The sequence below is a fragment of the Streptomyces sp. NPDC002619 genome (genome assembly GCF_042889305.1).
Lineage (GTDB): Bacteria > Actinomycetota > Actinomycetes > Streptomycetales > Streptomycetaceae > Streptomyces.
This window is the reverse complement of sequence record NZ_JBIAQV010000028.1, coordinates 67,131-79,724: the sequence shown is the minus strand read 5'-3', so window position 1 is coordinate 79,724 and position 12,594 is coordinate 67,131. Positions and strand designations below refer to the sequence as shown.

8 protein-coding genes and 1 tRNA gene are annotated in these 12,594 nt (G+C 69.9%); 4 read left to right on the top strand and 5 right to left on the bottom strand.

What is annotated here, in order from left to right; translation table 11 throughout:
* Positions 1 to 31: 31 nt before the first annotated feature.
* Positions 32 to 1,594 (bottom strand): hypothetical protein, encoded by a 1,563-nt coding sequence (locus tag ACFYXB_RS32235; RefSeq protein ID WP_389588329.1) that lies wholly within the window; start codon positions 1,592 to 1,594, stop codon positions 32 to 34.
* Positions 1,595 to 2,159: 565 nt separating this feature from the next.
* On the opposite strand from ACFYXB_RS32235, the gene ACFYXB_RS32230 reads away from it, so the two are divergent.
* A complete protein-coding gene (locus tag ACFYXB_RS32230; RefSeq protein ID WP_389588327.1) occupies positions 2,160 to 2,687 on the top strand; it encodes an SMI1/KNR4 family protein in 528 nt (175 codons plus the stop codon).
* 849 nt (positions 2,688 to 3,536) lie between these two features.
* Here the strand turns inward: ACFYXB_RS32230 and ACFYXB_RS32225 are convergent.
* From ACFYXB_RS32225 to sucC, 4 genes are all read right to left on the bottom strand, one after another.
* Positions 3,537 to 3,621, bottom strand: a tRNA-Leu gene (locus ACFYXB_RS32225).
* A 150-nt stretch (positions 3,622 to 3,771) separates the two neighbouring features.
* A complete protein-coding gene (locus ACFYXB_RS32220; RefSeq protein ID WP_389588325.1) occupies positions 3,772 to 5,334 on the bottom strand; it encodes an aldehyde dehydrogenase family protein in 1,563 nt (520 codons plus the stop codon).
* A 147-nt stretch (positions 5,335 to 5,481) separates the two neighbouring features.
* Positions 5,482 to 6,381, bottom strand: a complete 900-nt coding sequence (gene sucD, locus ACFYXB_RS32215) for a succinate--CoA ligase subunit alpha (RefSeq protein ID WP_351359286.1) — start codon at positions 6,379 to 6,381, stop codon at positions 5,482 to 5,484.
* A 14-nt stretch (positions 6,382 to 6,395) separates the two neighbouring features.
* The gene (gene sucC, locus ACFYXB_RS32210; protein ID WP_389588323.1) at positions 6,396 to 7,526 is read right to left on the bottom strand and encodes an ADP-forming succinate--CoA ligase subunit beta; all 1,131 of its coding nucleotides are present in this window, start codon (positions 7,524 to 7,526) and stop codon (positions 6,396 to 6,398) included.
* Positions 7,527 to 7,694: 168 nt separating this feature from the next.
* Here sucC and frc point away from each other — a divergent pair, with 168 nt between their 5' ends.
* From frc to ACFYXB_RS32195, 3 genes are all read left to right on the top strand, one after another.
* On the top strand, positions 7,695 to 8,936 hold the full coding sequence (gene frc / locus ACFYXB_RS32205) for a formyl-CoA transferase (protein WP_389588321.1): 1,242 nt from the start codon (positions 7,695 to 7,697) through the stop codon (positions 8,934 to 8,936).
* A gap of 1 nt (position 8,937) precedes the next feature.
* Positions 8,938 to 11,085 carry an acetate--CoA ligase family protein gene (locus ACFYXB_RS32200; RefSeq protein ID WP_389588319.1) on the top strand — a complete coding sequence of 716 codons (2,148 nt, stop codon included), beginning with the start codon at positions 8,938 to 8,940 and terminating at the stop codon, positions 11,083 to 11,085.
* A gap of 118 nt (positions 11,086 to 11,203) precedes the next feature.
* Positions 11,204 to 12,592 carry an OFA family MFS transporter gene (locus ACFYXB_RS32195; RefSeq protein ID WP_389588317.1) on the top strand — a complete coding sequence of 463 codons (1,389 nt, stop codon included), beginning with the start codon at positions 11,204 to 11,206 and terminating at the stop codon, positions 12,590 to 12,592.
* Positions 12,593 to 12,594: the final 2 nt, after the last annotated feature.

The following is a 12,594-nucleotide window of genomic DNA, read 5'->3' as shown; positions in this document are numbered from 1 at the left end:
TCCGCTACCACGACCGCCCGGCAACCGGCGGTCAGCCGAATACCAGCAGCGCGAGCGCCAGCGCCGTATTGACGACGAGCAGGGGAAGGCCCACGGGCCTGCCCCTGTCTTCGGGAGCGCTTTCCCCGGTCGGCCGCAGAGCGGGATCGGCCTGCAGGGCGCGGATGCCGTCGACCGCCCGCAGCGCCTCCGGTCTGCGGCGGAAACGACGGTTGAGCCAGGCCGGGGCGACGACACCGTAGATCTCCGCGCCGCGGGCACCGTCGCCGGACCGGTCGATTCTGAATCCGCGGTCCTTCAGCCAGACTTGGGAGAGCTCGTCCCAGGGTATGTGCCGGACCCTCCGCATCCCGACGGCCCACAGGCCCGCGCTGTCCGCCGTGATGCGCCAGCTGAACTGGGTGTCGATCAAGAGGGTCCCGCCGAGGATGAAAAGCACAAATTGCACGCGTAGCCCGAGCGGAATGTCGCCGTGTAGGGCAGGGCCACCGACCACGAAGGCGATCAGGATGCCCTGGCCGAGGACGGCGCACAGTCTGCTCCCGATTCCCGGCCCCCAGCTCACGTGCGCCGCGCCGGGACCCGGTGGCTCGGGCGGCTCGTCGGGGTATTCCTGACGCGCCGGTGCGGCGTCGTACTCGATGCACAGGCGGGGCGCTTCCTGTCCGTCGGACGAGACGAGGACGAGCCCGCCGCCGGGGTGGGGAGGGCCGAACAACACGGCCTCACGCAGCCGGTTGTGCACGGGACTGCGGGACTCGCCGTCGGCGAGCCGGGTGTAGCAGCCGAGGAACGGACAGCTCCCTTCGACGTCGTCGGCCGCGAAGACGTACGTACGCCGGTCGTTGTGCCCACCCCCCTCACGCACGAGCACACGCAGCGCGGGCACCGGCCCGCGGTGCAGCGCGGCGGCACGCCGTCGGTCTCTGACGTAGTACGCCAGGCTCAGAAAGCCGATGATGGTGCCGAAGAACGCCACCCACTGCCAGCCGTTGCTGCCCATGAACGGGGTGACGCCGAGCGGCCCGAGAACGAAGGCGAGAAGGGCAGCGACGACCATCACGATGCCGCAGCCGAGCTGCTCGCCGTCGCCCGGGCGGGTCATCGCCGCCTCGGGCAGTGGATACCGCCCGGGGCCGGCGATCTCCCATGCCAGCCGACGCTGACGGCGTGCGGCGGCGAGCCTGTGCAGACAGCCGAGACAGGCGTAGCAGGCCGCGACCGCCAAGGCGATGCCCGCTGCGGTGGGAGTGCCCGGGTCGAGAAGCGCCCAGACGGCCACCAGAGGGAGCACCGCGGCGGTGGCCAGGGGCAGCAGTCTGATGCCGCGGTAGACAACGGCGGCGACGAGCGCCGCCATGGCCGTACCGAGCCAGTCGGGAGTGCACGGCCCTTTGTCGTCGCAGAAGTAGGCATCCCCCGGGGCCAGCCAGAGGGCGGCCATGCTCCCGAGCACCAACGCCAGAACCGTTGGAAAGGGATGCGCCCAGCGCCCGGGCCGCAGCGCACGCCAGCGCTCGGCGTCGCAGGAGAGCCAGGCAGCGGCATCCGCCGGAACTATCCCGGGCGGCAGGGGAATGGGGGTTTCGGCCACGGGCTGAATTGTCAGGCCCGGCCCCCGGTGGCCCACCCTCACCGGCCGACGGGAGTATGAACAGATCGGGGCGGTCGGGCAAATACAGAGTACGTGTCCGTCAGGAGCCCGGTGACCGCGCCCTGGGGGTGGGCCAGAACAGCGTTGACCCTGTCAAGCACACGGCACCCAACGGGAACCTGGGCATGACGCCGCCCCTGACACACAACCTCATTCGAAATGCACAAGGACTGGCTGCGAATCTTCCAAATGCCCTCCTCAGCAATGGAGTTAACCCGGGCCGAAGACATCGGGTCGCTCCTCAAACGGCACCGCGAAGGCCGACCCGCCGGCCCCTTGGACCGCAGAGCCTGAACGCCACCCTCCCGCCAGCGGGCGTGCCGCTACCGCATGACACCGGGATAGACGCACCAGCGAGATCACCATCACCCCGAACCGAAAACCTCAGTAGCGGTCCAGTGGCGAGCCACCTTCGAGCCACCCACGAACCACCCTCGCCAGCTGCCCTGTGACACTGGATCTTGAACGCCTGCACCGAAATCTGATGGGTCGCTAACCTGCGCGCATGACGCAGACTGATGATCGACAGTTCCCTGCTCCGCTCGCCGCCGCCATGGCGGTTGCTTTCGACTACGACGGCGGTGAGGGAGTCGATTTCGAGCCCTTCGCTGCCTTCCTCTCCGCTGAGGAGACCACCGACTGGTTCAGGGCCTGGACCGGCAACGGGGAGGTCAGCGGAGACGACTTCCGGATATTCGGCCAGGACGGCTCCGGCGGGTACGCGGCGTTCTGGCTGATCCGCCCCGCTCGGGCACTGGCCGACCAGCCTGTCGTTTTTCTCGGATCCGAGGGGGAAACCGGCGTCATCGCGCGCGACATGAGCGACTTCCTGTGGCTGCTGGCCCACGGCTTTGGTCCCCGGGAAGCAGCCACGCAGTACGAGCCAAGCTGGGCCCCGCGTCCCAACCAGGACCTGACGGCCATCGCGGAACAGTTCGCACCAGGTCGGCGACGGTCAGCCGCTGCGGTGATCGAGCTCGCCACACGGGAGTTCCCCGACTTCGACGACACCATCATGGAGCTCTGTCGCTGAAGTCGGCAGGCACACCCACCGCGCTTAACGAGCCATCACTCAAGATCCAATGACACAGGACACCGGCAGGGAGAGGGCCCGAGCACAGACGGAAACTTTCTTCGTGTTCGATACCGGCCGGCGCAGGCGTGGCCGCGGTGCTGGTCATGGGGGCGGTCCAGCAGTGGGCCATCGCACAGGCCGGTCCAAAGGACCGGCCCTGGTCCGGAGGTGGTGTTCAGTCGGTCCGCCGGTGGCGCGGCGGGCTGAAAGGGGTGGCGGCGGAAGTTGTTCCGCCACTCCCCACGAGGAGCAGTGCCGTGCACGACACCGTCCGCCCCGTCCACCGTCACGCCGCCTGCGCGCGCCCCACCGGCCTTTCGCCTCTGGGTGTGCTGGAGGAGTCCTTCCTCGCGCTTGCCACTGCGCCCGAGCCGCTCACGCTGCCCGCGCATCTGGTCTGCGAAGAACCGGAGCAGCCCGTGCTGCCTGTCGACCAGTTCCGAACCCGCCTCGCCCACCCCGCCACCTCGCAGGTACTGCGTCGGCGGACCTGGTGTGAGGTGGTGCGCCGCGCGCAGCAGCTCGGTCGGCCGTGGGACACGGTGGCGGTCGCGATGACCGTGCCGGTGCTGCGCCGGATGCTGGCCCGCCTGGCGCGCCCGGCGCACCTGGAGCGCGCCGAGGTGGAGCAGGAGGCCCTCGCCGCTGTGGCCGTCGCGCTGCACTGCGTGGACGTGAGCGCCGCGGATGTGGGCCGTGAGCTGTTCGCGGCGGCCGACCGGGCGGTGCACCGGCTGGTGTATGCCGCACGCCGCCAGGCCGTACGCGAGACCGAAGCAACAGCGGCGCACCTGGGAGGCTTGGTTGTGTCCGAGGGGGGACTTGAACCCCCACGCCCGATAAAGGGCACTAGCACCTCAAGCTAGCGCGTCTGCCATTCCGCCACCCGGACCAGGTGTCTGCCGCCCGGCCGGAGCGTTCCCCGCGGCGACATGAACAACAATACCAAGCTTTCGCAGTGCCTTTCACCTGCGTTTCCGTGGCCGGACGACGCGGTCGTCGCCCGGTGGCGCCCGTCGCCGACCGGCGCCACCGGGGTCGGTCAGGGCATGAGCTGGTAGTCCGGGAAGTTCCCGGGCAGCCGCTCTCCGGCCGGGCCCTGAGTCACGGCGCGAACCAGGAGCTCGCCGCCGACGAAGGCGCCGCGCCAGGAGGCGCCGAAGCCGCCGAACAGCTCGTCGCGGTCGCCGCGGGATCGGGGCTTGCCGTGGCCGGTCTTGAAGGCGCGGATCTGCGGGGCGAGCCGGTCGTAGGTGGCCTGGTCGTCCGTGGACAGCGTGGCCACCAGCGCGCCGTTGGACGCGTTCATGGCGGCCAGCAGCTCCGCCTCGGTGTCGACCAGGACGATCGTGTCGACCGGGCCGAAGGGCTCTGCGTGGTGCAGCGGTGAGGACGGAGGTGGATTGAGCAGGGTGACCGGCTGGACGTACGCCGAGGTGTCCTGGCCGGGCAGGAAGCGACCGTCCGTGAGCTTGGCGCGGTGCAGCGGGACGGCGCCGCGGTCGATTGCCTCGGCGACCTGGTCCTGGAGCTCCTTGGCCTTGGCCGCGTTGATCAGGGGGCCGAAGTCCAGCTCGGGGAAGGCGTCGTCGGGGTGTTCGACGGCCAGCGGGTGACCGACCCTGATCCCCCGCACCGCCGGCAGATAGGCCGCCAGGAACTCGTCGAACAGCTCGCGCTGGACGACGAAGCGCGGGTAGGCGGTGCAACGCTGCTTGCCGTAGTCGAAGAGCTTGGGCACGACCGCGGTGAGCGCGTCCCAGTCGGAGTAGTTCCAGACGCCCCAGGTGTTGAGGCCCTCCTGTTCCAGTACGTGCCGCTTGCCGAGGTCGGCGACGGCGGTGGCCACGGCGGCGCCGGTGTCGCGGCCGCCGACGAAGGAGACGCAGCCGATCTCGGGTGCGCGGACCAGCGCCTCGGACAGCTCACGGCCGCTGCCGCTGACGAGGGTGACCGGGATGCCCTCGCGGGCGGCCAGCGCCGAGGCGAGGGTCAGACAGGCGACACCGCCGTCGGTCGGGGTCTTGGCGATGACCGCGTTGCCCGCCAGTGCCTGCACCAGCATTGCGTGAACGAGCACGCTCATCGGGTAGTTCCAGCTCGCGATGTTGGACACGGGCCCGTCCAGCGGGGCCCGGCCGGCGACCATCGGCTCGATGCCGTCGACGTACCAGCGCACGCCGTCGATCGCCCGGTCGACGTCCGCCTGGGCGAGCCGCCAGGGCTTGCCGATCTCCCAGACGAGCAGCAGGGCGAGCAGTTCGCGGTGTTCGGTGAGGGCGTCCAGGGTGGCGGCGACCCGGGCGCGGCGTTCTTCGAGGGGGACGTGCCGCCAGGCGCGGTGCTGGTCCAGCGAGGCGCGGACGGCCTGCCCGGCGGTGCTCCGGTCCAGGCGCGGGGCACCCGCGATCGGGCTGCCGTCGACCGGGCTGGTCGCGGCCAGCGCCCGGCCGTCCGCCTGCCAGGCGGCGCCCCAGAGGTTGAGGACGCGGTCGTCCCGGAAGGCCTCGGGGGCGACGGCGAGCGAGCGCCGCCAGGCGTCGCTCCAGGACGTCCCCGACTTCGGAGTGAGGTGGGGGCGGTTCGTGGTGAGGGTGGGTGCCATGCGTCAGCTCCGCTCTCGGTGCACGATCGGGCCGGGTGTTGGCAAGGGTGGCCCGCGCCGCCTGAGCCCGCTTCGACGCGGACTCGGGCGACGAGGCCGTACCAGGGACGCTACGCGCGGTTGTCCGCGCGTGACAGTCGTCTCGGGTCAGGCGCGCGTGAGATTGCCGTGGGCCGCGAGGGTGTCGAGGACCAGGCGGGCGGTCTCCGTGGGGGTACTTCCCACGCGTACCCCGGCCGCCTCCAGTGCCTCCTGCTTGGCCCGCGCCGTGCCCGAGGAGCCGGAGACGATGGCGCCCGCGTGGCCCATGGTCTTGCCCTCGGGGGCGGTGAATCCGGCGATGTAGCCGACGACGGGCTTGGTGACGTGGTCGCGGACGTACGCGGCCGCGCGTTCCTCAGCGTCGCCGCCGATCTCGCCGATGAGGACGATCAGTTCGGTGTCGGGGTCGTCCTCGAAGGCGGCCAGGCAGTCGATGTGGGTGGTGCCGACGACGGGGTCGCCGCCGATGCCGACGCAGGTGGAGAAGCCGATGTCGCGCAGTTCGTACATCAACTGGTACGTCAGCGTCCCCGACTTGGAGACCAGGCCGATCCGGCCGGGCTTGGTGATGTCGGCGGGGATGATGCCCGCGTTGGCCTGGCCGGGGGTGATCAGGCCGGGACAGTTGGGGCCGATGACGCGGGTGCCCTTGGTTTTGGCGTGCGCGGTGAAGGCCACCGAGTCGTGGACGGGGATGCCCTCGGTGATGACGACGGCCACTCCGATGCCCGCGTCGGCGGCCTCGGTCACGGCCGCCTTGGCGAAGGCGGGCGGCACGAAGACCACGGTGACGTCGGCCCCGGTCGCCTCGATGCCCTCGCGGACCGTGCCGAAGACGGGGATCGCACGGTCGTCGAAGTCGACGGTGCGGCCCGCCTTGCGCGGGTTGACGCCGCCGACCACGTCGGTACCGGCCGCGAGCATGCGCCGCGTGTGCTTCATGCCCTCGCCGCCGGTCATGCCCTGGACGAGGACCTTGCTCTCCTTGGTGAGGTAGATCGCCATGTCGTCCCGTCTCCTTAGACCGTGGTGGCGAGTTGGGCGGCACGTCCGGCCGCGCCGTCCATGGTGGTGGCCTGCTGGACCATCGGGTGCGCGTGCTCGTCGAGGATCGCGCGGCCGCGGGCCGCGTTGTTGCCGTCGAGCCGGACGACGAGCGGCTTGGTCAGCCGTACGGTGTCCAGGGCCTGGACGATCCCGTCGGCGACCGCGTCGCAGGCGGTGATGCCGCCGAAGACGTTGACGAAGACGGACTTCACGGCCGGGTCGGACAGGATCACCGCGAGCCCGTCGGCCATGACCTGGGCGGAGGCTCCGCCGCCGATGTCGAGGAAGTTGGCCGGGCGGGCTCCGCAGCCGGCGACCACGTCGAGGGTGGACATGACCAGGCCGGCGCCGTTGCCGATGATGCCGACCTCGCCGTCGAGCTTGACGTAGTTCAGGCCCCGCGCGGCTGCCTGGGCCTCCAGCGGGTCGTCGTGCTCCGTGCCGTCGGCGCCCCAACGGGCCTGCCGGAAGCGGGCGTTGTCGTCGAGGGTGACCTTGCCGTCGAGGGCGAGGATGTGCCCCTTCGGGGTGCGCACGAGCGGGTTGACCTCGACGAGCAGGGCGTCCTCGCGGACCAGCACCTGCCACAGCCGTACGAGGACGTCGACGGTCTGGGCCGGCAGTCCGGCGGTGTCGGCGATCTGGGCCGCCTTCGCCGAGGTGACGCCCTCGGCCGGGTCGATCGGTATACGGGCCACGGCCTCGGGCCTGCTCGCGGCCACCTCCTCGATCTCCATGCCGCCCTCGGCGGAGGCGATCGCGAGGAAGCGGCCCGCCGCGCGGTCGAGCACGTAGGAGACGTAGTACTCGCTCTCGATGTCGACGGGCTCGGCCAGCATCACCTTGCCGACGGTGTGGCCCTTGATGTCCATGCCCAGGATGTGCCGCGCCGCGACCTCGGCGGCGGCCGGGTCGTCGGTCAGCCGCACACCGCCGGCCTTGCCCCGGCCGCCGGTCTTGACCTGCGCCTTCACTACGACGCGGCCACCGAGCCTGCGGGCGATCTCGCGGGCCTCCTTGGGCGAGTCCGTGACCTCGGCCCGGGGCACGACGATGCCGTGCTCCTGGAAGAGGTCCCTTGCCTGGTGTTCATACAGGTCCATTCCGGCTCCCGTCTTAAAAGTGCCGCACGCCCCCTGGACACCACCCGCCGGATGCGGGATAACAAGCTTCATACAGTATTCGTCGACTGTATGCAATGTACAAAACCCCTCGCGGGATGCCCCGCGCCCTGAACCAGACCGACGTATCAAGTGAGTTGAGGTGACCTCATGACGGGCACGCCGACCAAGGCACTCGAAGGCATCCGCGTCCTGGACATGACCCACGTCCAGTCCGGGCCCTCCGCGACCCAGCTGCTCGCCTGGCTCGGGGCGGACGTCGTCAAGCTGGAGGCGCCTTCCGGTGACATCACGCGCACACAGCTGCGCGACCTCCCGGACGTCGACTCCCTCTACTTCACGATGCTCAACTGCAACAAGCGGAGCATCACCCTCAACACCAAGACCGAGCGCGGCAAGCAGATCCTCACCGAGCTGATCCGCCGTTCGGACGTGATGGTCGAGAACTTCGGGCCGGGCGCGATCGACCGGATGGGGTTCACCTGGGACCGCATCAAGGAGATCAACCCGCGGATCGTCTACGCCTCCATCAAGGGGTTCGGGGACGGGCCGTACACCAACTTCAAGGCGTACGAAGTCGTCGCCCAGGCCATGGGCGGGTCGATGGCCACCACCGGCTTCGAGGACGGGCCGCCGATGGCGACGGGGGCCCAGATCGGGGACTCGGGTACGGGCGTGCACGCCGTGGCGGGGATACTCGCCGCGCTGCTGCAGCGCGAGCACACCGGACGCGGTCAGCGGGTGAACGTGGCCATGCAGCACGCGGTGCTCAACCTCTGCCGGGTGAAGCTGCGCGACCAGCAGCGCCTGTCGCACGGACGCCTCGCCGAATATCCCAACGACGACTTCGGCACCGAGGTTCCCCGCTCGGGCAACGCGTCCGGCGGCGGCCAGCCCGGCTGGGCGGTCAAGTGCGCGCCGGGCGGCCCGAACGACTACGTGTACGTCATCGTGCAGCCCGTGGGCTGGCAGCCGCTCAGCGAACTGATCGGCCGGCCCGAACTGGCCGACGACCCCGAGTGGGCGACGCCGGAAGCCCGCCTGCCCAAGCTCGGCAAGATGTTCCAGCTGATCGAGGAATGGTCCTCGACGCTCCCCAAATGGGAGGTTCTGGAGAGACTCAACGCCCACAACATCCCGTGCGGGCCGATCCTGTCGACCAAGGAGATCATCGAGGACGAGTCGCTGATCGCCAACGACATGGTGGTCACCGTGCCGCACCCGCAGCGCGGCGAGTTCGTGACCGTCGGCAACCCCCTCAAGCTCTCCGACTCCCCGGTGGAGGTGACGAGTTCACCGCTGCTCGGCGAGCACAACGAGGAGGTCTACGTCGGTGAACTGGGCCTCGGCGACGAGGAACTGCGCCTGCTCCGCTCGAGCGGAGTGATCTGACGTGCCCGACGAGGAACGGCTCATACCGGTGCGCGCGCTGCTCGACGCCGTGCGCGCCGGGGGGCGGACCGCGCTGACCGCGCCGGAGGGCAAGGTGCTCGCCGACGCGTACGGGATCGCCGTACCGGGCGAAAAGTTGGCGAGGGACGTCGACGAGGCGGTGGCGTTCGCGCAGCGGTTCGGCCGGCCCGTCGTAATGAAGATCGTCTCCCCGGACATCCAGCACAAGACCGACGCGGGCGGCGTCGTCGTCGGCGTCCGGGGCGCGGCGGACGTACGGGCCGCGTTCCACTCGATCATCGAGAGCGCGCACGTCTACGACCCCAAGGCGCGGATCGAGGGCGTGCAGATCCAGGAACTGGTCCCCGAGGGGCAGGAGGTCATCGTCGGCGCGGTCACCGACCCGACGTTCGGGAAGGTCGTGGCCTTCGGGCTCGGCGGTGTGCTCGTCGAGGTCCTGAAGGACGTGACGTTCCGCCTCGCGCCCGTGGACGACGCTGAGGCGCTGTCCATGCTGGACTCGATCCGCTCGGCGGAGATCCTGCGCGGGGTGCGTGGCCGGGTGGGCGTGGACCGGCGGGCGGTCGCCGAGCAGATCCGGCGGGTGTCCCGACTGGTCGCCGACTTCCCGGAGATCGCCGAGGTCGACCTCAACCCGGTGATCGCCACCGAGGACGGCGCGGTCGCGGCGGACATTCGCGTGATCCTCGCCGACCGGCAGCCGCCGGCCCGCAGGACGTACTCGCGCGAGGAGATCCTCACCTCCATGCGCCGGCTGATGGAGCCTCGCTCCATCGCCGTGATCGGGGCCTCCAACGAGCCGGGCAAGATCGGCAATTCGGTCATGCGCAACCTCATCGACGGCGGCTTCGCCGGGGAGATCCATCCGGTGAACCCCAAGGCCGATGACATTCTGGGCCGCAGGGCGTACAAGAGTGTCACGGACGTGCCTGGTGAGGTGGATGTGGCGGTCTTCGCGATCCCCGCCCCGTTCGTGGCCGCGGCTCTGGAGGAGGTGGGTCGCAAGGGGATCCCCAACGCCGTGCTCATCCCTTCGGGGTTCGCGGAGACCGGTGAGCACGAACTCCAGGCCGAGGTCGTGGCGATCGGCGAGCGGTACGGCATCCGGCTGCTCGGGCCGAACATCTACGGCTACTACGCGACCTGGCAGAACCTGTGCGCCACGTTCTGCACGCCGTACGACGTCAAGGGCGGGGTGGCGCTGACCTCGCAGTCCGGCGGCATCGGCATGGCCGTCCTGGGCTTCGCGCGGACCACACGGACGGGCGTGTCGGCGATCGTCGGCTTGGGCAACAAGTCGGACCTGGACGAGGACGACCTGCTGACCTGGTTCGGCGAGGACCCGCACACCGAGTGCATAGCGATGCACCTGGAGGACCTCAAGGACGGGCGCGCCTTCGTGGCCGCGGCGCGCGCTACCGTACCGAGGAAACCGGTGGTGGTCCTCAAGGCGGGCCGTACGGCGGCCGGTGCGAGGGCCGCCGGCTCGCACACCGGCGCGCTGGCGGGCGACGACGCCGTGTACGACGACATCCTCAGGCAGGCCGGTGTCATCCGGGCCCCCGGTCTGAACGACATGCTCGAGTACGCGCGCGCGTTGCCGGTCCTGCCCACTCCCGCGGGCGACAACGTCGTGATCATCACCGGGGCGGGCGGCAGCGGCGTGCTGCTGTCCGACGCGGTGAGCGACAACGGCCTGTCCCTGATGGAGTTACCGCTGGACCTCGACGCCTCCTTCAGGAGGTTCATCCCGCCCTTCGGGGCCGCAGGCAACCCGGTGGACATCACCGGGGGCGAGCCGCCGTCGACCTACGAGGCGACGATCCGGCTCGGTCTCGAGGACCCGCGCATCCACGCGCTCGTCCTCGGTTACTGGCACACCGTCGTGACCCCTCCCATGGTCTTCGCCGAGCTCACCGCGCGCGTGGTGGCCGAATTCCGCGCGCGCGGCATCGAGAAGCCCGTCGTCGCGTCGCTCGCCGGCGACGTCGAGGTCGAGGAGGCCTGCCAGTACCTCTTCGAACGAGGGGTCGTGGCGTACCCGTACACGACCGAGAAGCCGGTCGCCGTGCTCGGCGCGAAGTATCGCTGGGCCCGGGCGGCAGGCCTGTTGGGGGGCGGCTCATGAGGTGAGTGATCAGGGGCCGCCGACGCTACGCGTCAGGCCGGTCCCGGACCCGCGTGCGCATGAAAGGCATTGGACAGGGGGCGCTGGCCAGATCTTTCGACGCAAGGGGTAAACAGTTATGACAACCACCGACCAACCGGCATCCCTCGCCTACAGCGAGGTGAAGGACCGCCATGGCCGCGTGTACAGAGTCGGCGAGTCCGATGTCGACGTCATGGGCCGCACACGCAAGTGGATGGTCATCCTGCCCTGGGTGGGCATGATGGGCATCAGCTCCGCCGAGTACGCGTTCACGTCGGCGGAGGACACGCTCCACGAGGCACATCTGTGGAGCAGCGGGCACATCTTCTGGCTGATGGGCGTCTGGGTGTTCTTCCAGGCGGCCGTGGCCTTCCCGGCCGGTCAGCTGCGGGAGAGCGGAAAGCTGCCCGCCCGTACGGCCATGCTGATCGGCGCGGTCGGCACGATGCTGGGCTATGTGTCGCTGGCGTACGCGCCGAACGTGCTCGTCGCCTATCTCGGCTTCGGCATGTGCAGCGGTATCGGCGCCGGTCTCGTCTACGCGACCTGCGTGAACATGGTCGGCAAGTGGTATCCGGAGCGGAAGGGCGGCAAGACCGGCCTCGTCAACGGCGGTTTCGCCTACGGGTCCGTGCCGTTCGTGTTCCTCTTCACCTCGTACATGAACCTCAGCAACTACCAGACCGTGCTGGCCTCGGTGGGTGTCGGACTGTGCCTCGTGGTGGCCGCCGCGGGCTGGTTCTTCAAGGACCCGCCGAAGAACTGGTGGCCCGCGCACGTCGACCCGCTGAAGGCGACCGACGACCCGCGCATCCGCCGGGCTCTCGAGAAGAACCCGCCCGCCATCAAGCAGTACACGCCGAAGGAGGCCGCGCGCACGCCGGTCCTGTGGATGATGTGGTTCTGCCTGCTGTGCACGGCCGGCATCAACATCTTCGGTATCGCCTTCCAGGTCCCGTTCGGCAAGGACATGGGCTTCGCGGGCGGCATCGTGGCCACGGCGATGTCCCTGAAGGCCATCGTCAACGGCACCGGGCGCGGCGTCATCGGCTGGATATCCGACCGCTACGGCCGCCGCAACACCCTGGTCATCGTGTGCCTCGTGCTCGGCAGCGCACAGTTCGGCGTGCTGGTCTCCGGCCAGATGGGCAGCATGCCGTTCTTCCTGATCTGCTCCATGGTCTCCGGCTTCGGCGGCGGCGCGATCTTCCCGCTCTTCGCGGCCATGACGGCGGACTACTTCGGTGAGAACAACAACGCCAGCAACTACGGCATGGTCTACAGCTCCAAGCTGATCTCGGGCCTGGTCGGTTCCGGTGTCGGCTCGGTCGTCGTCGGAGCGTGGGACTACCACGGCGCGTTCGTCCTCGCCGGCTCCATCGGCCTGGCCTCCGCGGTCCTGGCCCTCTTCCTCAAGGCCCCGGGCAGGCCCAATGCCCGCAGCATCGTTCCCAACGCACGGCCGCTCGGCGAGGAGATGGCGTAACC